General features: G+C 64.0%; 21 protein-coding genes. 8 read left to right on the forward strand and 13 right to left on the reverse strand.

Annotated features, from left to right (window positions below):
• The 10 genes from BB334_RS17795 to rpmH form a co-directional block, all read right to left on the reverse strand.
• Positions 1–516: DUF4390 domain-containing protein (locus BB334_RS17795; protein WP_088179210.1), on the reverse strand; the 516-nt coding region annotated here is incomplete at its 3' end.
• Entirely contained in the window at positions 476–1,756 is a 1,281-nt protein-coding gene (gene rsmB, locus BB334_RS16925; RefSeq protein ID WP_068809672.1) for a 16S rRNA (cytosine(967)-C(5))-methyltransferase RsmB, read from the reverse strand. The genes rsmB and BB334_RS17795, both read right to left, overlap by 41 nt.
• A 131-nt stretch (positions 1,757–1,887) precedes the next feature.
• A complete protein-coding gene (gene speE, locus BB334_RS16930) occupies positions 1,888–2,772 on the reverse strand; it encodes a polyamine aminopropyltransferase (protein WP_068809673.1) in 885 nt (294 codons plus the stop codon).
• 126 nt (positions 2,773–2,898) lie between these two features.
• On the reverse strand, positions 2,899–3,669 hold the full coding sequence (locus BB334_RS16935) for a sulfite exporter TauE/SafE family protein (RefSeq protein ID WP_068809674.1): 771 nt from the start codon (positions 3,667–3,669) through the stop codon (positions 2,899–2,901).
• A gap of 108 nt (positions 3,670–3,777) precedes the next feature.
• Positions 3,778–4,542 (reverse strand): SDR family oxidoreductase, encoded by a 765-nt coding sequence (locus tag BB334_RS16940; protein ID WP_083200475.1) that lies wholly within the window; start codon positions 4,540–4,542, stop codon positions 3,778–3,780.
• Between the two features lie 165 nt (positions 4,543–4,707).
• Positions 4,708–6,060: a tRNA uridine-5-carboxymethylaminomethyl(34) synthesis GTPase MnmE gene (mnmE, locus tag BB334_RS16945; protein ID WP_068809676.1), complete on the reverse strand. Its 1,353-nt coding sequence runs from the start codon at positions 6,058–6,060 to the stop codon at positions 4,708–4,710.
• The gene (yidC, locus tag BB334_RS16950) at positions 6,032–7,678 is read right to left on the reverse strand and encodes a membrane protein insertase YidC (RefSeq protein WP_068809677.1); all 1,647 of its coding nucleotides are present in this window, start codon (positions 7,676–7,678) and stop codon (positions 6,032–6,034) included. Before yidC ends, mnmE begins: the two co-directional genes overlap by 29 nt.
• Before the next feature lie 20 nt (positions 7,679–7,698).
• Positions 7,699–7,908 (reverse strand): membrane protein insertion efficiency factor YidD, encoded by a 210-nt coding sequence (gene yidD / locus BB334_RS16955; RefSeq protein WP_068809678.1) that lies wholly within the window; start codon positions 7,906–7,908, stop codon positions 7,699–7,701.
• Positions 7,905–8,330, reverse strand: coding sequence for a ribonuclease P protein component (gene rnpA / locus BB334_RS16960; RefSeq protein ID WP_408646469.1), 426 nt, complete (start codon positions 8,328–8,330; stop codon positions 7,905–7,907). Before rnpA ends, yidD begins: the two co-directional genes overlap by 4 nt.
• On the reverse strand, positions 8,269–8,403 hold the full coding sequence (gene rpmH / locus BB334_RS17800; RefSeq protein WP_002926183.1) for a 50S ribosomal protein L34: 135 nt from the start codon (positions 8,401–8,403) through the stop codon (positions 8,269–8,271). Before rpmH ends, rnpA begins: the two co-directional genes overlap by 62 nt.
• 288 nt (positions 8,404–8,691) lie before the next feature.
• Between rpmH and dnaA the strand changes: the two genes are divergently transcribed.
• The 8 genes from dnaA to BB334_RS17000 all read left to right on the forward strand — a co-directional run bounded on the left by dnaA (position 8,692) and on the right by BB334_RS17000 (position 20,744).
• The gene (gene dnaA / locus BB334_RS16965) at positions 8,692–10,167 is read left to right on the forward strand and encodes a chromosomal replication initiator protein DnaA (RefSeq protein WP_068809679.1); all 1,476 of its coding nucleotides are present in this window, start codon (positions 8,692–8,694) and stop codon (positions 10,165–10,167) included.
• A 44-nt stretch (positions 10,168–10,211) separates the two neighbouring features.
• Entirely contained in the window at positions 10,212–11,318 is a 1,107-nt protein-coding gene (gene dnaN / locus BB334_RS16970) for a DNA polymerase III subunit beta (RefSeq protein ID WP_068809680.1), read from the forward strand.
• Positions 11,319–11,370: 52 nt separating this feature from the next.
• On the forward strand, positions 11,371–13,947 hold the full coding sequence (gene gyrB, locus BB334_RS16975) for a DNA topoisomerase (ATP-hydrolyzing) subunit B (RefSeq protein WP_068809702.1): 2,577 nt from the start codon (positions 11,371–11,373) through the stop codon (positions 13,945–13,947).
• A gap of 234 nt (positions 13,948–14,181) precedes the next feature.
• Positions 14,182–15,741, forward strand: a complete 1,560-nt coding sequence (locus BB334_RS16980) for a type I restriction-modification system subunit M (RefSeq protein WP_068809681.1) — start codon at positions 14,182–14,184, stop codon at positions 15,739–15,741.
• Between the two features lie 110 nt (positions 15,742–15,851).
• Entirely contained in the window at positions 15,852–17,012 is a 1,161-nt protein-coding gene (locus BB334_RS16985; RefSeq protein WP_232756772.1) for a restriction endonuclease subunit S, read from the forward strand.
• A gap of 15 nt (positions 17,013–17,027) precedes the next feature.
• Entirely contained in the window at positions 17,028–17,297 is a 270-nt protein-coding gene (locus BB334_RS16990; protein ID WP_068809683.1) for a DUF4160 domain-containing protein, read from the forward strand.
• Positions 17,290–17,541: a DUF2442 domain-containing protein gene (locus BB334_RS16995; protein WP_068809684.1), complete on the forward strand. Its 252-nt coding sequence runs from the start codon at positions 17,290–17,292 to the stop codon at positions 17,539–17,541. Before BB334_RS16990 ends, BB334_RS16995 begins: the two co-directional genes overlap by 8 nt.
• A complete protein-coding gene (locus BB334_RS17000; RefSeq protein ID WP_068809685.1) occupies positions 17,538–20,744 on the forward strand; it encodes a type I restriction endonuclease subunit R in 3,207 nt (1,068 codons plus the stop codon). The genes BB334_RS16995 and BB334_RS17000 overlap by 4 nt, the downstream gene beginning before the upstream one ends.
• Positions 20,745–20,966: 222 nt before the next feature.
• On the opposite strand, the gene BB334_RS18275 is transcribed toward BB334_RS17000, so the two are convergent.
• The 3 genes from BB334_RS18275 to BB334_RS18285 form a co-directional block, all read right to left on the reverse strand.
• The gene (locus BB334_RS18275; protein WP_158014427.1) at positions 20,967–21,566 is read right to left on the reverse strand and encodes a hypothetical protein; all 600 of its coding nucleotides are present in this window, start codon (positions 21,564–21,566) and stop codon (positions 20,967–20,969) included.
• Positions 21,563–22,090, reverse strand: coding sequence for a hypothetical protein (locus BB334_RS18280; RefSeq protein ID WP_158014428.1), 528 nt, complete (start codon positions 22,088–22,090; stop codon positions 21,563–21,565). The genes BB334_RS18275 and BB334_RS18280 overlap by 4 nt, the downstream gene beginning before the upstream one ends.
• Positions 22,091–22,192: 102 nt before the next feature.
• A complete protein-coding gene (locus tag BB334_RS18285; RefSeq protein ID WP_158014429.1) occupies positions 22,193–23,041 on the reverse strand; it encodes a hypothetical protein in 849 nt (282 codons plus the stop codon).
• Between the last annotated feature and the right edge of the window lie 241 nt (positions 23,042–23,282).

Genomic DNA, 23,282 nt, shown 5'->3' on the forward strand with positions numbered 1-23,282 from the left:
CTTGGGCAACTGGCTCATGTCGAGCCGGAAACGCAGCGCCACCTCGTGCGAGATGCCGGGCCGGATGTCGCCTGCCTCCGCCACCTGCCAGTTGCGGATGCGCTGCATCGTGCGCACCGCGGCGTCGAGACTGTCCACGCTCTGATGGAAGCTGCCGACCGACAGCCGGTAGCTGCGCGTGATCGCGTGGTAGCTCACGCCGTACTCGAGGCGGCGATCGACCACAACCTCGTTGAGCCAGTACCAGCGAGGACGCTCGACGATCGCCTCAGCGACGAAGTAGAGGGTCACGCCGTGCAGCAGCGCGTCCTGCAGGCGGTCGTTGAGTTCGAACGCGACGTCCGCGTTGATCACGTAGCCGCCCGCCTCACCGGGCACGATCTCGGCGCTGACGATGCGGCTGTCGTTGGCAACCGCCGGCACGATCGGGCCCAGCGCCAGCAGCAGGGCGAGGATGAGCCGGCGCAGCAGGCGCTCAGCGGAACTTGCGTAACCGGGCGAAGTAGAAGCCATCATGTTCGGCGCTCGGCAACAACTGGCAGTCGGGGCGGTCGTCGATGGCGAGGCGCTGCGCGTCGGAATGACGCTCGCAAAACCTGGCAATCTGTGCGGCATTCTCCGCGTCGAACACGGAGCACGTCACGTACAGCATTGTGCCACCCGGTGCAAGGGTGCGCCAAAGCGCATCGAGGATCCGCGATTGGGTCGCAGCGAAGGCCGCGATGTCTTCCGGGCGGCGCAGCCACTTGATGTCGGGATGGCGACGCACGACCCCCGAGGCCGAGCACGGCACGTCGGCGAGGATGCGGTCGAAGGGGCGGCCGTCCCACCAGTCGTCGAGCGCGCAGCAATCGGCCACCTCCACCCGCGCCGACAGACCGAGCCGCTCGAGATTGCGAACGATGCGCGGCGCGCGCTCGGGATCCTGCTCGAGCGCGAGCAGCTCGAGTTCGTTGCGCTCGAGCAGGTGTGCAGTCTTGCCCCCGGGCGCGGCGCAGGCATCGAGCACGCGATCGCCATCGCGCGCGTCGAGCAGCACCGCCGCCCGCTGAGCGCCGGCGTCCTGCACCGAGAGCTCGCCTTCGGCGAAACCGGGCAACTGGCCGACGCCCACCGGCCGCGCCAGCAGCAAGGCATCGTCATCGAGCCTGCGCGTCTCGATCCCGGCGCCGGCGAGCTTCGCCTGGGCGACCTCGACGTCGATTCGCCGGCGGTTCACCCGCACCGACATCGGCGGATGCAGGTTGCCGACGGCAAGCACCTCGGCCCAGCGCTGTGGCTGCGAGCGCCGCAGGAGGTCGATCCACCACTGCGGATGGGCGTGGCGGGCCGGCTCGGAGGCCTCGATCCAGCCCTGCCACGCCTCGCGCTGGCGCAGGGCGTTACGCAGCACCCCATTCACCGTGGCCTTCAGGCCCGGCATCGTCGCCGCGGTGGCTTCGACGCACTGGTCGACGATGGTGTAGGCCTGTTCCGGGCGCTGCATCAGGCGGTGCAGACCGACGAGCAGGATCGCGCGCACCACCGGCGGTGGCGGCGAGCGCATCAGGCGCCCGAGGATCGCGTCGCCGCGACCGTACTCGCGCAGGGTCGACCACGCGAGGTCTCGCACCGCGCCGCGGCTTGCGTCCGGCCATTCGGGATGGCGGGCGGTCAGGCGCTCGTAGGCGGCGGTCAGGTTGCCGCCGTCGAGCACGGCGGCGATCAGCTGGGCGGCTTGCTGCACCGAGTGAGCGAGGCTCCCGGTCGCGGGCATCCGCGTGGCCGGGGAACGATTGGCACCAGGCGCGGTACGCGCAGCCGCGGGGCGCCGGGGTCCCCGCTCGCGAGGAAAGACAGGACGATTCACGTTGTATCTGCGTATGCGGAGGCACACGCCCGCCGGGATCAGGCCAGCAGGGTGCGCAGGTGATTGGGAAGCGCGAACTGTGCGCAGTGGACGCTGCCATTGTAGTGCTGCAGCGCCCCGATTCCGCGCCGCAGCAGACGGAGATCGACCTCGTCCGCCGTCAGGCTTGCCGGATCGAGCGCGTCGGCGGCGGTCGCGAAGCCCCACAGCGTCCCGTACAGCGGCACGTAGAGGAAATACGGCCGCACCTGCGAGAACACCGCCCGCAGGCGATGGACCAGCGTACGCACCCGCTCGGGCTGGAAGAACGGCGCGCCGAGGTGCAGGCTGAGCGCGCCGCCCGGATTCAACAGCGCCCGGCATCCTGCGAAGAAGTCCTCGGCGTAGAGCGCCTCGGCCGGACCGGTCGGCTCGGTGAGATCGAGGACGATCAGGTCGAAGCGCTGGCCGGCGGTCGGCAGCAACTCCATGACGTGACGAAGACCGTCTCCGATGCGGAGCTCGACCCGTGGATCGTCGAGCGCCCCGTGATGCACTGCATGCAGGTACTTGCGGGCGATCTCGACCACCTTCGCGTCGAGCTCGACGATGAGCACGTGCTCGATGGCGGGCTGCTTGAGGAGTTCCTCGGCCGAGCCACCATCCCCACCGCCGACGATCAGGGCACGACGCACGCCGGCATGCGCGATGCAGGGCACGTGGACGAGGTTCTCGTGGTAGTGGAACTCGTCGCGCTCAGAGCTCATCGAGCTGCCGTCGAGCCGGAACAGCCTTCCGAACTGCGGGCTGTCCCACACCTCGTACGCCTGGTGAGCACTGCGGCCGCGCTCGAGGAGCCGACCGGCACGGTAGAAAAGACCTGCGTCGTCGTTCAAGGGCTCGAGGATCAGACCCTCGACGGCGGGCGGCGGACGGTGCTTCATGGCGCTCCCTCGACCCGGTAACCCATCGCCTCCGATTCTAACACTCTGAATATGCGCAACCTTCCCGGCAGCGAGGGGCGCACGGCCGCGCGTTGTTTCACGTGGAACAGCGTGCTTCCGCGCGTATCAACCTCGGACGATGTCGTAGGCCAGCTTGGCGATCAGGGCGATGACCACGAAAAGGAACATCTTGCGCACGAAACCGGTGCCATGCCGGATCGCCATTCGGGAGCCAACGATCGCTCCGCTCAGGTTGCACACCGCCATCACGGCGCCTACCAGCCACAGGATCTCGACGTTGTTCGCAAAGTAGCTGATCGCCGCCAGGTTGGTGGCGACGTTGAGCACCTTGGCGGTCACCGAGGCGCGCAGGAAATCCATGCCGAGGAAACGGATGAAGGCGATGATGAGGAAGCTGCCGGTGCCCGGGCCGAAGAAGCCGTCGTAGAAGCCCACGACCGCGCCGATCAGGACGATCAGCAGGACTTCCCGTCGCCCCTCGGCCGCCTCGCGTGAAACGCTGCCGAGATCCTTGCGGACGAAGGTGTAGATCGCCACGAGCACCAGCAAGCCGAGCACCAGCGGACGCAGCAGGCTCGGCGGCATGTAGACGACCGCCTTGGCGCCATACCAGGCGCCGATCAGCGCTGCCACCGCCCCCGGTCCCGCGAGCCGCCACTGGATGCTGACGCGGCGCGCATACTGCACGGCCGCACTTGTGGTGCCGACGATGCTTGCCAGCTTGTTGGTGCCGAACAGACTCGCCGGCAGCGCACTCGGATATGCGGCGAACAGGGCCGGAATCTGGATCAGCCCACCGCCGCCGACGATCGAGTCGACGAAGCCCGCAAAGAAGGCCGCGCAGGCGAGCGCGAACAGCAGGAATTCAAGATCCATGATTGCAGTGTTTCACGTGGAACAATCCTTACTTCAAGGGCCCTGATGCGGTTCGGGGGAGAGGGCTCTCGCCCCCTCCCCCGAACCGCGGCGGCGGCGCGGCCGTGCTCAGTCTTGTTTACGGTGGATCGAGAACCCGCTCCACGCCTGGCTCACCGGCATCAGCTCGAGCATGTTCACATTGAGATGTGCAGGCATGTTGAGAAGCCAGTGGATCGTCTCGGCGATGTCCTCGGGCTGCACCGGATTCGCCCCCGCATACGTCGCATCGTAACGCGCCTGGTCTCCGCCGAAACGCACCAGACTGAATTCACTCTCGCACAGCCCGGGCTCGAGGTCGGTGACCCGAACCCCGGTCCCCTCGAGGTCACAGCGCAGGTTGAGCGAGAACTGACGCACGAAGGCCTTGGTGGCGCCATACACATTCGCCCCCGGATACGGCCAGCGCCCGGCGACCGAGCCGATGTTGACGATGCCTGCCCCCGCCCCATGGGCGATCAACCGCGGCAACAGCATCCGCGTGCAATACACCAAGCCCTTCACGTTGGTGTCGATCATCGTGTCCCACTGATCCAGAGAGCACGCCTGCGCCGGTTCGATGCCGAGCGCGAGGCCGGCGTTGTTGACCAGTGCGCGCAGCTGGCCGAAGGACGGCGGCAGGCTCTCGATCGCCGCTGCCATCGCCTCTCGGTCGCGCACGTCGACCGTGAGCGGCACGACTTCGGTCTGCTTCGACAACTCGTCCGCCAGTCGCTCGAGCCGATCCTCGCGACGCCCGGTGATCGCCAGCTTCCAGCCAGCCGCAGCGAAGCGGCGTGCCGTTGCCTCGCCGAATCCCGAAGTCGCACCCGTAATGAAAATCGTCGAATCCATTCGCATTCCTCCTGAAGTCCATCCGCCAACACACGCCCGCCAAACGGCGGCCGCGCTACCGTCCTGCATTCTCCCCGGCTTCGCTACCCCGATAAACCCGCGCGTTCGCATCACCGCATTCGCCCGCCACGAACAATCGCGCGGGGAATCAGCCGCTGGTGAGGCTCACTTGCCGATGCAGAAGCGCGAGAAGATGACCCCGAGCAGGTCGTCGGCGGTGAATTCGCCGGTGATCTCGCCGAGCGCCTCCTGCGCCAGGCGCAGTTCCTCGGCGAACAGCTCGAGTGCGTCGCTGCGCTCCGCGGCGGCGTCGACATGGGCGAGCGCGCTCCGCAGCGCGCGAAGATGGCGCTCGCGCGCAAGGATGACATCCTCGCCGTGCGCATGCCATCCCGCTACCCGCAGCAGCTCGGCACGCAACAGCTCGACGCCGACACCCTGCTTTGCCGACAGCTCGATGGTCACCGTGCCGTCATGCTCGCTACGTGCCGGCGCACGGCCGACGAGGTCGATCTTGTTGAGCACGCGGATGCACTCGACGTCTTCGGGCAATTGCGCCCGGATCGCGACCGGCGCCGCCGCAGCCTCGCGCGCGTCGTGCAGCAGCAGGATCACGTCGGCACGACGGATCTCCTGCCAGCTACGCTCGATGCCGATGCGCTCGACCACGTCTGCGGTCTCGCGCAGGCCGGCGGTGTCGATGATGTGGAGCGGGATGCCTTCGATCTGGATCGTCTCGCGCAGCGCGTCGCGGGTGGTGCCGGCGATCTCGGTGACGATCGCACGCTCCTCGCCGGCGAGCTGGTTCATCAGGCTCGACTTGCCCACGTTGGGCTCGCCCACCAGCACCACGTTGAGGCCGCTGCGCAGCAGCGCGCCCTGGCGCGCGCGGTCGAGCACACCCTCGAGCTCGGCACGAATCGCGGCCAGACGCGGCATCGCGCGCGCGCGCTCGAGGAACTCGATCTCTTCTTCGGGAAAGTCCAGGGTCGCCTCGACCAGCATCCGCAGGTCGATCAGCGCATCGACGATGCGGTGGATCTCTTCGGAGAAGCGGCCGGACAGCGAGCGCACCGCGGAGCGCGCGGCGGCGGCGGTGGAGGCTTCGATGAGGTCGGCGACGCTCTCGGCCTGGGCGAGGTCGAGCTTGCCGTTGAGGAAGGCCCTGCGGGTGAATTCGCCCGGTTCGGCGAGGCGGGCGCCGAGCGCGAGGCAGCGATCGAGCAGCAGTTGCATCACCACCGGGCCACCGTGGCCCTGCAGTTCGATCACGTCCTCGCCGGTGAAGGAGGCCGGCGCGGGGAAATGGAGCAGCACGCCCTCGTCGATCGCCTCACCGTCCGCGTCGCGGAAGCGGGCCAGGGTCGCCAGCCGCGGCTTGGGCTCGCGGCCGGTCAGCGTGCGGGCGAAGGTTGCCAGGTCGGCGCCCGACACGCGAACGACGCCGATGCCTCCGCGGCCCGGCGCCGTCGCGATCGCGACGATGGTGTCAGGCGGCCTTGGAGCCCGGCTTTGCACTTTCGATCATCCGCGTGATCTGCCACTGCTGGGCGATCGACAGGATGTTGTTCACCACCCAGTACAGCACCAGACCGGACGGGAACCACAGGAACATGAAGGTGAACACGATCGGCATCGCCATCATGACCTTGGCCTGGATCGGATCCGGCGGGGTCGGGTTGAGCCTCATCTGCACCAGCATCGACACGCCCATGATCACCGGCAGGATGAAGTACGGGTCCTTCGCCGAGAGATCCTGGATCCAGCCCAGCCAGGGGGCATGGCGCATCTCGACGCTGCCGAGCAGCACCCAGTACAGTGCGATGAAGACCGGGATCTGCACCAGGATCGGCAGGCAGCCGCCGAGCGGGTTGATCTTCTCGGTGCGGTAGAGATTCATCATCTCCTGCTGCATCCGCGCCTTGTCGTTGCCGTGCATCTCCTTCATGCGCTGCAGGCGCGGGCCGAGCACCCGCATCTTGGCCATCGACTTGTAGCTCGCGGCCGACAGCGGGAAGAAGATCGCCTTGATCGCGACCGTCACCAGGATGATCGCCCAGCCCCAGTTGCCGGTCAGCTTGTGGAACCACGACAGCACCCAGAACAGCGGCGCGGCGATCACCGTCAGCCAGCCGTAATCGACCACCAGGTCGAGGCCGGGGGCGATGTTCTCGAGCTTGTCCTGCTCCTGCGGACCGGCGTACAGGCGGCTCTCGACGCGGCCGGTGGCGCCGGGCGCGATCTCGCTCACCGGCAGGATCACGCCCGCCGAATACAGCCCGCCACCCACTGCGTTGGCGAAATACTCGCGCTCGGTGCCGCTCGGCGGCAGCCAGGCACTGACGAAATAGTGCTGCACCATCGCCGCCCAGCCGTCGCTCGCCTTGCGTGCGAACTTGGCATCGCCGTCGGCGATGTCCTCGAACGACACCTTCTGGAACTTGGCCTCGTCGGTGTAGAAGGCGGGACCGGTAAAGGTCTGCACGCCGAAGGCCTCGACCGATTCCGCCGGCTTGTCGTCGCGCAGCAGCTGGAAGTAGGCGTGCGGCGCCACCGCCGCGCCGGTGTCATTGACGATCTCGTGCGCGACGTCGATCAGGTAGCTGCCGCGATGGAAGGTCAGCAGCTTGGCTACGCGCACGCCGCCCTGCTCGGCCGCCTCGAGGCGGACGGTCACCGAATCCTCGCCCTCCTTCAGGCTCACCGCCGCGGCGGGCAGGGTGAAGCTGGTCTTGTGGTTCGGCAGGCCGTTGCCGATCAGGCCGGTCTGCGCCGCATACATATGGCGCGCGCCGTCGTCGAGCAGCACGAAGGACTTGCTGCGGTCCTCGTTCGACTCGTGCTGCCTGAGCTCGAGGCGCGCGATGTCGCCGCCCTGGGCGGAGATCTCGGCGCGCAGCATGTCGGTCTCGACCACCATGCGGGCGGCGGCGGAAACCGCCTGCTCGCTGGGCACGGCGACCTGGCCCGGGGTCAGGCTGGCGCTCGGCGTGGGCACGCCGGTGGCGGCATCGGCCACCGCGGCGGCCGGGGCGCCGGCGACAGGGGCCGGCTGCTTGCTCTTGATCCAGCCATCCCACAACATCACCAGCGAGAAGGACAGGACGAGGAAGAGGATGAGGCGACGTTGGTCCATCGGATTCGTTCTATCTTTGGTCAGGGGACGGGATCATAACCGCCCGGATGAAAGGGATGGCAGCGCCCCACCCGTTTCGCAGCCAGCCAGCCGCCGCGCAGCGCGCCATGGCGCTGGACGGCCTCGATGGCATATTCGGAACAGGTCGGGTGAAAACGGCAGTTGCGTCCGAGCATGGGACTGATCGCATAACGGTAGAAGCGCAGTAATCCGATCAGCAGGGTCTTCATGGCCGGGGCAGCCTTTCCAGTAACTGCAGGAGGTCGCGGTTGAGCTCGGCACGCGTCGCGTTCGCGACCGGCGCGTGCAGGCGCACGACGAGGTCGTGCGCAGGGAGGGCGGCGCGACGGCGCCGGAAGATCTCGCGCGCGATCCGTTTCACCAGATTGCGCACGTTCGCCCGCTTCGCCAGCTTCTTGGCCACGACGACGCCCAGGCGGGCGCTGTCGAGGCCATTGGGCCGGTAGTGGAGCATGTAGTAACGGCCGCGCAGTGCGCGCCGAAAAGCAAAAACGGATGAATACTCATCCGTTTTGTGCAGTCTGTGAGCGCTGCGAAAGCTTTCGTCAGCACCCGAGGGCGCAACCACCTCAGACAGCGAGGCGATGACGGCCCTTGGCGCGACGGGCGCGGATGACCGCACGACCACCACGGGTCTTCATGCGGACCAGGAAGCCGTGGGTGCGCTTGCGACGGACGACGGAGGGCTGGTAAGTGCGTTTCATGTTCGGAGTGCCAAGGTTAGGTCAAACGCGAGATTGGAATCGATAATCCCATGTTTGTCAATAAGAATTTTTGCCGCAGCCTGTGGATAAGTGTACGTGCCGAGGGTAGAATCCCCTGCATCCGGTCTTCCGCCGACCGGGCTCGAACACAGCCCGCATTATCGCAGACTTGCGCTGCGCGGCGGAAATTACCCACACCACGTCTCCCGACCCGTCGCCGCCCCCTCGTCCGGGCGAGGCCGCGGCGTCCTGGAACACGACATCGCGAAGAACACCATCGTCCGCTCAGTGAACCAAGAATTCTGGCCCTTCTGTCTGTCCCGCCTCGAGCAGGAACTGCCCCAGCAGCAGTTCAACACCTGGATCAAGACCCTGCGTGCAGAGCCCGGCGGCGGCGACGAAAGCCCCTCGATCAGCCTGGTGGCGCCCAACCGCTTCGTGCTGCAGTGGGTGCGTGAGCGCTACCTGCGCCGCATCGTCGAGCTCGGTGAGGAGTTCCAGGGCAGCGGCTTTCCGATCGAGCTCAAGCTGCCGGCGGCCGGCAAGGCACCCGCGCGCCCGACCGCGCCGCGCGCCGAGGCCGCCACCCCGACCGCAATGGCCGCCGACCCGGCGCCGCCCGCGGGCGCCGGCGCGCCCCCTGCGCCGGCGCCGGCCGAGCCGGTCAGCGTCGCGGTCGAGCGCGCGCCGCGCGCCCGTGCGCCGACCTCGGAACCGTCCTCGGCGAACGAGCTCGCCTACGAGAAGACCCGCCTCAACCCGGACTTCACCTTCGACACCCTGGTCACCGGCCGCGCCAACGACCTCGCCCGCGCCGCGGCGATGCAGGTCGCGCAGAACCCGGGCACCTCATACAACCCGCTGTTCGTGTACGGCGGCGTCGGCCTCGGCAAGACTCACCTGGTGCACGCGATCGGTAATGCGGTGTTCCGCCACAACCCGCGCGCGGTGATCCGCTATGTACACGTCGAGGACTACTACGCCGACGTGGTGCGCGCCTATCAGCAGAAGAGCTTCGACGCCTTCAAGCGCTACTACCGTTCGCTCGACATGCTGATCATCGACGACATCCAGTTCTTCAACAACAAGAACCGGACGCAGGAAGAGTTCTTCCACGCCTTCAACGCGCTCACCGAGGCGCGCAAGCAGATCGTCATCACCTGCGACACCTACCCGAAGGACATCCAGGGCCTCGAAGACCGCCTGATCTCGCGCTTCGACTGGGGCCTCACCGTGCAGATCGAGCCGCCCGAGCTCGAGATGCGGGTCGCCATTCTCAAGAAGAAGGCCGAGGCGCTGCGGGTGGCGGTCGACGACGACGTCGCCTTCCTGATCGCCAAGAACCTGCGCTCGAACGTGCGCGAGCTCGAGGGCGCGCTCAACAAGGTGGTCGCCTACGCCCGCTTCCATGGCCGCGGCATCTCGCTCGAGGTCGCCAAGGACGCGCTCAAGGACCTGCTGCACGCGCACAACCGCCAGCTCTCGATCGAGCACATCCAGAAGACGGTCGCCGACTACTACAAGATCAAGGTCGCCGACATGCACTCCAAGAAGCGCACCCGCGTCATCGCGCGGCCGCGCCAGGTGGCGATGTGGCTGGCGAAGGAACTCACGCCGATGTCGCTGCCGGCGATCGGCGAGGCCTTCGGCGGCCGCGACCACACCACCGTGCTGCACGCCTGCCGCACGATCGCCGAGTTACGCCTCGGCGATCCGCAGCTCAACCACGACGTCCACGTGCTCACCCAGGTCCTGCGGGGCTGACCCGGTGGCGACTTCCCGTACAACCCACTTCCTGATCTGAGACCATGCTCCTGCTCACCACCTCCCGCGATGCGCTCCTTGCCCCGCTGCATTCGGTTGCCGGCATCGTCGAGAAACGCCACACGCTGCCGATCCTGTCGAACGTGCTGATCGAGAAGCAGGGCGACCAGCTCACGATGCTCGCCACCGACATCGAGATCCAGATCCGCACCACCAGCGCCGGCCACATCGGCGGCGAGGACGTCGCGATCACGGTGGGCGCGCGCAAGCTGCAGGACATCCTGCGCGCGCTGCCCGACACCGACGTCAGCCTCACGCTCGACGACAAGCGCCTCACCGTCAAGGGCGGCCGCAGCCGCTTCCAGCTCCAGACCCTGCCGGCGGCCGACTACCCGCGCATGAACCTGCCCGAGGGCGAGGTGGCGCGGCTCACCATCGGTCAGCGCGCCTTCAAGCGCCAGCTCGCCCAGGTGTCGTACGCGATGGCGCAGCAGGACATCCGCTACTACCTCAACGGCCTGCTGATCATCGCCGACGGCGACGAACTGCGCATGGTCGCCACCGACGGCCACCGCCTCGCCTACGCCGCGAACCCGCTCGAGGCGCCGGTGGCCCAGCGCACCGAGGCCATCCTGCCGCGCAAGACGGTGCTCGAGCTCGCCCGCCAGCTCGGCGACACCGACGATGCGCTCGAGATCGTGCTCGCCGGCAACCAGGCGGTGTTCCGCTTCGGTTCGATCGAGCTCGTCACCAAGCTGATCGACGGCAAGTTCCCCGACTACGAGCGGGTGATCCCGCAGGCCCACCCCAAGCTGGTGGTGTTCGAGCGCCTGCCGCTGCTCGCCGCCCTGCAGCGCGCCGCCATCCTCACCAACGAGAAGTTCCGCGGCGTGCGCATGGTGCTCGCCGACGACACCCTGAAGATCGTGTCGACCAACGCCGAGCAGGAAGAGGCGCACGACGAGCTCGAGGTCGAGTATGCCTACGAGCCGCTCGACATCGGCTTCAACGTCACCTACCTGCTCGACGTGCTCAACAACCTGTCGTCCGAAACCGTCGAATGGCGCTTCAACGACGGCAACTCGAGCGCGCTGATCACCCTTCCCGGCAACGACAACTTCAAGTACGTCGTGATGCCGATGCGGATCTGATCCGCGCGAGCGGCCGCAGCACCCCGTTCTTTTCGAATTACCTGAGATGACCATGTCCGAACCGAAAGACCTGCCCACCGCGTCCGCAATGGCGCACGACGACTACGACGAGACCAGCATCCAGCAGCTCGAAGGCCTGGAAGCCGTACGCAAGCGCCCCGGCATGTACATCGGCGACACCTCGGACGGCACCGGCCTGCACCACATGGTGTTCGAGGTCGTGGACAACTCCATCGACGAGGCGCTGGCCGGCCACTGCGACGACATCGTCATCACCATTCACGCCGACAACTCGATCTCGGTCACCGACAACGGCCGCGGCATCCCGGTCGGGGTGAAGATGGACGACAAGCACGAGCCCAGGCGTAGCGCGGCCGAGATCGTCATGTGCGTGCTGCACGCCGGCGGCAAGTTCAACCAGAACAGCTACAAGGTGTCGGGCGGCCTGCACGGCGTGGGCGTGTCCTGCGTCAACGCGCTGTCGAAGTGGATGCACGTCACCGTCGCCCGCGACGGCAAGCGCCACTTGCTCGAGTTCGAGCGCGGCAAGGCGCAGAACCGCGTCATCGAGACGGTCGACGGTGTCGAGGTCAGCCCGCCGCGCGTCATCGGCGAGACCACCAAGCGCGGCACCAAGGTGCATTACCTCGCCGACGAGGAGATCTTCGGCAACGTCGAGTACCACTACGACATCCTCGCCAAGCGCCTGCGCGAGCTCTCCTTCCTCAACAACGGGGTCAAGATCCGCCTGGTCGACCAGCGCACCGGCAAGGAAGAGGACTTCGCCTTCGCCGGCGGCGTGAAGGGCTTCGTCGAGTACATCAACCGCACCAAGACGGTGCTGCACCCCACCGTGTTCTACGCCACCGGCACCACCCGCATCCCCACCGGCCACGGCCACGACGCCGAGCTCTCGGTGGAAGTGGCGATGCAGTGGAACGACAGCTACGCCGAACAGGTGCTGTGCTACACCAACAACATCCCGCAGGCCGACGGCGGCACCCACCTCACCGGCCTGCGCGCGGCGATGACGCGCGTCATCAACAAGTACATCGAAGAGAACGAGATCGCCAAGAAGGCCAAGGTCGACATCACCGGCGACGACATGCGCGAGGGCCTCGCCTGCGTGCTCTCGGTGAAGATGCCCGACCCCAAGTTCGCCAGCCAGACCAAGATGAAGCTGGTGTCCTCCGAAGCCCGCCCGGCGGTTGAGGAAGTGGTCGCCAACAAGCTCGGCGACTTCCTGCTCGAGAACCCGCTCGACGCCCGCACCATCTGCAACAAGATCGTCGAGGCCGCGCGCGCGCGCGACGCCGCGCGCAAGGCGCGCGAGATGACCCGCCGCAAGGGCGTGCTCGACGGCGTCGGCCTGCCCGGCAAGCTCGCCGACTGCCAGGAGAAGGACCCCGCGCTGTGCGAGCTCTACCTGGTCGAGGGCGACTCCGCAGGCGGCTCGGCCAAGCAGGGCCGCGACCGCAAGTTCCAGGCGATCCTGCCGCTCAAGGGCAAGATCCTCAACGTCGAGAAGGCGCGCTTCGACAAGCTGCTGCAGAGCCAGGAGATCGCCACCCTGATCACCGCGCTGGGAACGAGCATCGGCAAGGACGACTACAAGCCCGAGAAGCTGCGCTACCACCGCATCATCCTGATGACCGACGCCGACGTCGACGGCGCGCACATCCGCACCCTGCTGCTCACCTTCTTCTACCGCCAGATGCCCGAGCTGGTCGAGCGCGGCCACATCTACATCGCCCAGCCGCCGCTGTACAAGATCAAGCACGGCAAGACCGAGATCTACATCAAGGACGACCACGAGCTCAACGGCCACCTGCTCAAGCTCGCGCTCGACGGCGCCAGCCTGACCCCGCGCGAGGGCGCGGAGCCGATCACAGACGACGCGCTCGGCGGCCTGGCACGCAGCTACCTGCTCGCCGAAGCGGTGATCAAGCGCCTCGCCAACTACATCGACCCCGAAGTGCTGCACGCGATGCTCGCCCACAACCTTTCGGTGAGCCTGGACGACGAAGCCGCCGCGATCGAATCCGCCGCCCGCATCCAGCCCTATCTGCCGGAGGGCCTGCAGATCCGCGCCGAATTCCACGACCCCGCGTCCGAGCGCCATCCCAACGGCAATGGCAACGGCCATGTCGGCGACCCGGGCAGCGAGCTGGTCGACGGCGACGAGGCCGCCTGGCGCCTGGTCATCGAGCGCCTGCACCACGGCAACCGCAAGTTCGGCTGGATCGAGCAGGACTTCCTGCTGTCGGGCGACTACCGCAGCATCCGCAACGCCGCCGAGGCGCTCTCCGACCTCATCGGCCCCGGCGCCGAAGTCCGCCGCGGCGAGAAGCGCATGGCCGTCACCCGCTTCGCCGATGCGATCGCCTGGCTGCTCAACGAAGTCGAGCGCGGCCTCACCAAGCAGCGCTACAAGGGTCTCGGCGAGATGAACCCCGAGCAGCTGTGGGAAACCACCATGGACCCGGCGGTGCGCCGCCTGCTGCGGGTGCAGATCGAGGACGCGATCGCGGCCGACGAGATCTTCACCACGCTGATGGGCGACAACGTCGAACCGCGACGGGCGTTCATCGAGGGCAATGCGCTGTATGCGCAGAATCTCGATGTGTGACACCTTGTAGCAGCGACCATAAACTGGCAAATGGCTAGCCAATTATTGGCAGACGGCCAACCGGGGGCGGGCGAATCCGATGGGTTCCCCGCCCTTTTCTTTTGGCTGCTACCGACGGGAAGGCTTGCCCTGACTGGGCTCCCGAGCGTAGGCGCGATCGCCTCGATGACATTTACGTTCCCCGCGAACGCTACAATCCGTCTGTCTGCTACCACCACCGATCACTCCTGAGAAATGTCCCTCGACCTCAACCAGCTTGAAACCCGCCTGTGGGCGGCAGCAGACCAACTCTGGGCCAACACCGGCCTGAAGCCCTCGGAGTTCTCCAACCCCGTCCTCGGCCTGATCTTCCTGCGCTACGCCGAGAAGCGGTTCCACGAGGCCGAGGCCAAGCTGATCGAGAGCGGGCTGGATGCGCCCGAGATCGAGAAGTTCGACTATCAGGCCGAAGGGGCGCTGTACCTGCCCGACAACGCCCGCTTCTCCTACCTGCTCGACCTCGCGGAAGGCCAGGATCTGGGCAAGGCGGTCAACGAGGCCATGGCGGCGGTCGAGGCCGAGAACGAGGAACTCAAAGGCGTGCTGCCGCGCTCCTACGGGCGGCTCCCCAACACCGTGCTGGTCGAGCTGCTGCGGGTGCTGAACGGGCTGGGCGAAGTCGAGGGCGACGCCTTCGGCAAGATCTACGAATACTTCCTCGGCAAGTTCGCCCTGGCAGAAGGCCAGAAGGGCGGCGTGTTCTACACCCCGACCAGCATCGTCAAGCTGATCGTCGAGATCATCGAACCCTTCCACGGCAAGATCTTCGACCCCGCCTGCGGCTCGGGCGGCATGTTCGTGCAGAGCGCACAGTTCGTCACCCGCCACCAGAAGCGGGCTGCCGAGGAACTGACCGTGTTCGGCACCGAGAAGGCCAACGACACCGTCAAGCTCGCCAAGATGAACCTCGCGGTGCATGGCCTCTCGGGGGACATCCGCGAATCGAACACCTACTACGAAGACCCGCACAAGGCCGTCGTCGGCAACACCGGCAAGTTCGACTTCGTGATGGCGAACCCGCCGTTCAACGTCTCGGGCGTGGACAAGGAGCGGGTCAAGGACGACCCCCGCTTCCCCTTCGGCATCCCGACCACCGACAACGCCAACTACCTGTGGATCCAGCACTTCTACAGCGCGCTGAACGAGCGCGGCCGTGCCGGTTTCGTCATGGCCAACTCGGCCGGCGATGCGCGGGGCACCGAGCTGGAGATCCGCAAGAAGCTGATTCAGACCGGCGGCGTGGATGTGATCGTGTCGGTCGGCTCCAACTTCTTCTACACCGTCACCCTGCCGTGCACCCTGTGGTTCTTCGACAAGGCGAAGGCCAAGGGCGAGCGCAAGGATGAGGTGCTGTTCATCGATGCACGCGGCACCTACCGACAGGTCAGCCGGGCGATCCGCGACTTCCTGCCCGAGCAGATCGAGTTCCTCGCCAACATCGTGCGGCTGTGGCGCGGCGAGGCGGTTGAAACCGAGGCGGGAAGCGAGGGGATGCTCCGGCAGCAGTTCCCAGAAGGGGGCTATCGGGACATTGCAGGCGTGTGCAAGGTGGCGACGCTGGCGGAGATCGAGGCGCAGGGGTGGAGTCTGAATCCGGGGCGGTATGTCGGGGTGGCAAACAGGGCTCCAGATGATTTTGTCTTCTTGGAGCGCCTTGAGGCCTTGTCGGAAGAGTTCGAACTCCTGAGTGCCTCAGCGAGGGAGCTTGAAGCAGTCATTGCTGACCGAATCGCCCTCATCGTCGAGAAGGGGTAACAGCGATGGGTTGGAAGGAAGTTAGGTTCGGTGATCTGTACTTGGAGCCGTCAAGAAACGGCCTGACGCGTCCTCGGAGCTCGAGAGGGTCTGGCTTCAAAATGATTAACATGGGAGAGATATTTGGTCACGACCGGATCGGCTGCATTTCCATGGAAAGAGTGCAATTGTCGCACGCAGAGATTGAGAGGTTCTCCGTACGTCCTCTTGATCTAATGTTTGCGCGACAATCAATGGTTGCGGAGGGGGCGGGTAAGTGCAGTCTTGTAACCGCCGTCGACGAGGTCACGTGTTTCGAGTCGCACCTGATCAGGGTTCGGCTCGATCAGCGAGAGGCTGATCCGGAATTCTTTTACCTCTACTTTAAATCGCGGCTTGGCCGTTCCAAGATCGAAGCAATCGTTACGGGAGCAGCTCAGAAGGGTATCCGTGGTTCAGAGCTGCAAGAACTGACCGTTGATTGTCCTCCACTTGAATCACAGCGCCGCATCGCCTCCATCCTGTCCGCCTACGACGACCTGATCGAAAACAACACGCGACGGATCGCCATCCTTGAGGAGATGGCCCGGAGAATCTACGAGGAGTGGTTCGTCCGCTTCCGTTTTCCGGGGTATGAGCCGGTAAAGATGGTGGAGTCGGAACTGGGGTTGATTCCAGAGGGGTGGAGAGTCCAGACGGTAGCGCAGACCTTCCAGATCCTCGGTGGCGGCACTCCCTCGAAGGCCGAGCCAACTTACTGGGAGGGAGGCACGATCAACTGGTATTCGCCCACCGATCTCACAAGAGCGGGAACGTCATTTATGGAGCAATCGGCTGACAGGATCACGGCGCTTGGACTGGCGAAAAGCTCGGCAAAGCTCTTCCCTCCGATGTCGGTGATGCTGACAAGCAGGGCGACTATCGGTGTGGTAGCGGTGAATACGAACGAGGCCTGTACGAACCAAGGCTTCATCACCTGCCTTCCGAACAGCGATTACCCGCTGTGGTTCCTCTATCACTGGTTGAAAGCCAACGTCGAGACATTCATTGGCCTGGGCACAGGCGCGACCTTCAAGGAAATCACGAAGGGCACGTTCAAGGGGATCAGACTGCTTGTGCCGCCACAAGACCTAGTCGGCGCGTTCTCTTCGACTGCCGAACAGTTGATGCTGCTGTCGCTGAACCTGCAAAGAAAGAACCGGAACCTCCGCGCCACCCGCGACCTCCTGCTCCCCAAACTGATCTCCGGCGAGCTCGACGTCTCCACCTTGCCCGAACCCGAAGCCGCCTGAACGGGAGCGCTGACCATGCCCATCTTGTCCGTCTTCTTCGGCATCATCGTTCGCATGTGGCACGACGACCACCCGCCACCGCACATCCATGTCGAGTATCAGGGTTTCGAGGCGCTGGTGGAGGTCAGGACCGGCGAGATCAGCGAAGGTCGTCTCCCGCGCAAGGCCGCTGCCATCGTGAAAGAGTGGTGCCTGCGACATCACGACGAACTGCTGGCGAACTGGGAGCACGCGCAACGGTTCGAACCCTTGGAACGCATTCCGGGAGCCGATCAGGATGATTAAGATTCTTCAGGTTGAAGCCCTCGCCGATTTTCAGCTCCGGCTGATCTTCTCCGATGGCAGCCAGGGTTTATTCGACGGGCAGGCGCTGCTGCAACGTAGTGGGCCTTTGCTCGATCCGCTGCGCGATCCCGCCTACTTCCGCCGCGCGTTCATCGATGCTGGCGCCCTGTGCTGGCCCAACGGGCTGGAGTTGTCGCCGGGGCGAGTGCATGAGCAGTGCCGTCTGGAGTCGCTCAACGCATGACGATCCGCCTCACCGCCAGGGAAGTCACCGCCACCTACGGCGAACTCGTACTCGTCGAGTTGCCCGCGATGGACTGTTTCGCTTCCCTGGGGTGGGAGGTCGCCAACCTCTACGATGAGACTTTCGGCGCCGACGGCACCGAGGGGCGCAAGTCGTCCGCCGAGGTCATCCTGGTGCCGCGCTTGCGGCGGGCGCTGGAGCGCATCAATCCCGGCTACCCGGCGACGGCCTACGATCAGGCCATCGAGCAGCTCACCGAGGACCGCTCCAAGCAGATCCCGGTGAATGCCAACCAGGCCTTCTACACGCTGCTGCACGACCGGGTGAAGGTGGAGATCGCCGACGAGGACGGCAGCCCGCAGACGGTCGCGCTGGCAGTCATCGACTGGAACGACCCGGACAACAACGACTTCTTCCTCGCCCAGCAGATGTGGGTGTCGGGCGAGATGTACAAGCGCCGCTGTGACCTGCTCGGCTTCGTTAATGGCATCCCGCTGGTCTTCGTCGAGCTGAAGGGGCCGCATGTGCCGCTGAAGTCGGCCTACGACGACAACCTGAAGGACTACAAGGGCCAGAGCATCCCACAGCTCTTCCACCCCAACGCCTTCATCCTGCTGTCGAACGGCTCGCAGACCCGCGTGGGGACGCTGACCAGCCCGTGGGAGCACTTCTTCGAGTGGCGGCGGATCGACGACGAGACCGAGGCGGGTTCGACCTCGCTGGAGACCGCGATCCGGGGCCTGTGCGACAAGCGGCGGCTGCTCGACCTCGTCGAGAACTTCACCGTGTTCGAGACGGCGCGGGGCGGGCTGATCAAGAAGGTGGCCAAGAACCACCAGTACCTCGGCGTGAACAAGGCCATCGCGCAGATGGTGAAGCTGCGGGAATCCGGCGACCGCGAGGCGGCGAAGAAGCTCGGCGTGTTCTGGCACACCCAGGGCAGCGGCAAGAGCCTGTCGATGGTGTTCTTCACCCAGAAGGTGCTGAGGAAGCTCCCCGGCAAGTGGACCTTCGTGATGGTCACCGACCGGGCCGAGCTCGACGACCAGATCTACACAACCTTCACCGCCACCGGGGCGATCACCGGGGCCGAGGTGCAGGCCACCAGCGCCGAGAACCTCAAGGCGCTGCTGCGTGAGGACCACCGCTACGTCTTCAGCCTGATCCAGAAATTCCGCACCGACAAGGGCCAGGCCTACCCGAAGATCTCCGACCGGGACGACATCATCGTCATCACCGACGAGGCGCACCGCAGCCAGTACGACGTGTTCGCGCTGAACATGAGGAACGCCCTGCCCAATGCGGCCTTCCTCGGCTTCACCGGCACCCCGCTGATCGCAGGCGAAGAAGAGCGCACCCGCGAGGTGTTCGGCGACTACGTATCGGTGTACGACTTCGCCCGCTCCATCGAGGACGGGGCCACGGTGCCGCTGTACTACGAGAACCGCACCCCCGAGCTGCAGATCATCAACGACAACCTGAACCACGACATCGAGCGACTGCTGGAAGAAGCAGAACTCGACGAGGATCAGGAGAAGAAGCTGGAGCGGGAGTTCGCCCGCGAATACCACCTGATCACCCGCGACGACCGCCTGGAGACCATCGCCGCCGATCTGGTGAAGCACTTCCTCGGTCGCGGCTACCGGGGCAAGGCCATGATGGTCTGCATCGATAAGGCCACGGCGGTGCGGATGTACGACAAGGTCCAGGCCCACTGGAAAAAGCATCTGGCCGAGCTGGAAGCGCAACTCAAGATCGCCAGCGGGGACGCAAGGGAGACGCTCGCCGACAAGATCATGGTCATGCAGACCACCGACATGGCCGTGGTGGTGTCGCAGTCGCAGAACGAGATCGAGGAGCTGAAGGACAAGGGCCTCGACATCGTCCCGCACCGCCAGCGCATGGTCGGTGAGAACCTGGATGAGCAGTTCAAGGATCCAGATGGTGAGCTGCGGCTGGTCTTCGTCTGCGCGATGTGGATCACCGGCTTCGACGTGCCGACCTGCTCCACGCTCTACCTCGACAAGCCGATGCGCAACCACACCCTGATGCAGACCATCGCCCGGGCGAACCGCGTCGCACCAGGCAAGACCGCCGGCCTCATCGTCGATTACGTGGGCATCTTCCGTAACCTCCATGACGCCCTGCGCATTTACGCCAAGCCCAACCAGCCGGGGCAGCTCCCGATCAAGGACAAGGCGGCGCTGGTCGAGCAACTCGAAGGGCTACTGCGAGACGCGCAATCCTTGTGCACCGGCCTCGGCATCGACCTGAGCGGGATCGTGAACACCCCGCCCGCACAGCGCCTGGAAGCCCTGCAGAAGGCCATGGACGTGATCCTCGAAGCCGGGGAGGACAAGACCAAGGCCTACCTGCTGCTCGCCGGTCAGGTCGCCCGCACCTTCAAGGCCATCCTCCCCGACCCGGAAGCCAACGCCCACGCGCCGACCTCGGTGCTGGTCGCCTACCTCGCGGCGATGATCAAGGCCCTGCGTCCGCCACCGGACATCGCCGGGGTGATGAACGACCTCGATGCCCTGCTCGACGACGCCATCGCCACCGAGGGCTACCGCATCGGCGCGCGACCGGCAGCCGAGGCCCTGATCGACCTGTCGCAGATCGACTTCGCCGCCCTCCAGAAGAAGTTCGAGGAAGGCAAGAAGGCCACCGAGACCGAGAAGCTGAAGGGGCAGATCGAGAGGAAGCTCGACACGATGGTCCGCGAGAACAAGGGCCGGATCGACTTCCTGGAGAAATTCCAGAAGCTGATCGAGTCCTACAACTCATCCAGCCACAACCTGGAGGCCTTCTTTAAGGAGCTGATGCACTTCGCCCAGAACCTCACGCAGGAAGAACAGCGGGCCACCCGCGAGAACCTGAGCGAGGAAGAGCTGGCCATCTTCGACCTCCTGACCCAGCCCGCGCCCGAGCTGACCGAGAAGGAGAAGGACGAGGTGAAGAAGGTGGCGAAGGACATGCTCGCCAAGCTGAAGGCCGAGAAGCTGGTGCTGGACTGGAAGCTGAAGACCCGGACCAAGGCGGATGTCGAGCGGACGATCCGGGACTTCTACATCAGGCTGCCGGGGGCTTATACGCCGGAGCTGAAGAGGGAGAAGCGGGCGAAGACGTACGCCCATATTTATGAGAACTACTTTGGGGCGGGGCAGAGCGTGTATCAGGGGGTGGGGGTTGCGGCGTATTGAGCTGCATCTGCGCTTCGGGTTTCGTTGATGGCGGAGCCTCGGCCAATGATGCCGCTTGATTCCGCCCGGGTATATGTCATAAGAATGACCGGCTGCCGAAATCTTCAACTCACCCTACCGACCCGATGCTGCCGTTCAGCTTTGATGGAAGCTGCCAGTCAACGTCGAAGCTCAGGGGCGCGCCGCTTGCGGCGCGTCCCTTGGAGCGACTGGTTGGGCGTCTTAACAATCCGCGATATGCCTTCCATCATTTCCCTCGGAACTATCAGGCGATGCGTTCTTATGCTCGGGCCAATGCAAGGAGGAGGTGTCTTTGGCGTCAGCCGGGATACCGGTGTTGCAATTCGGACAAACTAATGGAGGTGCGGTTTGAAGCTCGTGCCTGCAAACGGGACATGGAAAGGATTTTTTCTTTCGCCTTTTCTCAGGGGCTCTTGGCGCTTCTGACGTGCTTTTTCCTTTGCCGTCCCCGACGTTGTTCTGTTTGGATGCAGCCTCGGCAATTTCTTTCAATAAGCGATCAAAACGCAGGGCAAATGGAATTAAGCTGCTTGGTGAGATGGCTCTTCCATCACGCAGGCAAACAAATGGGTGTTCCCCGAAGTGTGAAGAAAACGCGAAGGTCAATGATTCTTTGTTGTAAAGAAACCTCCACCTCCTGCTGAGCCGCACCCACTCGCCTGACTCGCCTTCGATTTCGTAGGCGCAGGCAGACTTGAGGTGGGCCGATTCTATTTTCGCTCCGCTATAGACCCCGTAGGTGTCAAGGACCAAGACCTTGACTCTCCGAATTGACCGAAATGGTGGGTTGAGCTTCATCATTCGCTCCGGGAGATTGTGCCAAGCTGCTGGTGATTTGCATTGACGCGAATACTTCCCCAATGCTCACGCGCAAAAGCCGAGGTTCGCTCAGCCATTTGCGCGACAACGCTGGCGGGAAAATGGCGCAGGACGTTGCCATACCGAACTTGGTTTGGATAGGTTGATGCGCCTTGGCTTTCTGCCTCAATAACAGCACCCACTGTAGTTTCGGCCGCACCATCTTTAAGCGTGCAGGAGCGGAGGCGCGAGGCCGAAACGTAATGGTTGCCTCCCGGTGTTACCTCGACTTCAACCTCACACCTCCCTAAATCAGACAGCAGTTCGGCAAGACGGTGTGATCTCGCGCGAATCTCGGTGAGCGGGATGCCCGCATGCTCAAGCAGCGCCTTCAATGTGATCTCCACAGACAGAAGGCTGAGGTACAGGACGGTTCGTTGCGCATCCAATTGTGCCAAGCCATCAGCGGCAACTATGCGTGCTGTTTCTGCGAGCCTCTCGCCAAACGCAATATCGTACTCAGCCACAGCGTACCTCCATCTATGACGAACAACGCTGCAAATCACCGGAGGCAAAAAGCATAGCGGAGCGGCGCTTTTTGACGTCCGAGTGAATTTTCCTTGTTAGATTTACTTTTCATCGCCACGTTTCCTAAACCTGCCCACGAAATGCCAGATAACAGATGCGATAAGTGACGCAAGTACTCCGAGAGCGAAACTGATACCACGTTCAAACCAAAGGCCTTTTTCCATTTCTTTTCTTTGTTGAGCGAACAAAGCATCCACCACTTCTTGGTTGGCGGCAACAATGGGTTCGATTTCTGCTTTTTGCTCCTGAAGTTTGTTCAATAAATCTTGTGTTGCTGATATCTCTTGCTTTTTACTTAAGATGAAATTTTCGAGATCTGTTAAATTTTCTTGCGTGGCACGTAAAAGCACGTATTGTTCTTTGAAATCTTGTGTTTTTTCTTGATTGCTTTTCCGTGCTTGCTCGGAGTTATAAATAGAGAACCCTAGAACCACTGCGGCAATAAGAATTGACACAATAGAGACGACAGTGGTTGTCTTAGCATCTTTTCTGTAGCGAGAAATCCAAAAATCAACAAACTGTTCGGAGAACTTATCAAAACGGAACTGCAAAAGGGGTTTGGCTAGTTTGACAGCCTCGATTACGCCATCATCTTCATCTCGCTCTTGTTCGATTTCAAAACTGCTATCTAGTATTTCTGCGCCTTCGGATTGCTCGTTGGTGTAATTGATGATTCCGGCAGGATATTCCCACACTTCGAATTCAAGGTGTATATCCTGATCGCAGTTATGGCAAGGTTCATCAAACTCAGCAACGTACTGAGTTTCGGCTCCCATTTGCCGTTCACTTCCTGACTGAGCATTGAATTCGAAGTCTTCTCGGTGCAGGTAGTGCTTGGCACCACACTTAGTACATTTGTAGATAGCACTACCGACTATTTGATACGACATCCAATGTTCCAAAAGTAAATCTAACGTTTGAGCTAACCGGGCGACAGCGGCAGGCCACCAAGGCCGGGCCGGTGAAAATGTGCCTCGTACCACCGGCCCGGCCTTGGTGGCCTGCCGTCGGCGCTCCGGTTGAGCGAGGAGTTAGCCATCACTGCGACGCGTTTCCCAGTCAGGGCAATCGCACCTTCATGTCATAACACCTAGCAATTCAGCACGATAATGATCAACTGTAGCAGCCAAC

This window comes from Thauera phenolivorans (assembly GCF_001696715.1).
GTDB classification, from domain to species: Bacteria; Pseudomonadota; Gammaproteobacteria; order Burkholderiales; family Rhodocyclaceae; genus Thauera; species Thauera phenolivorans.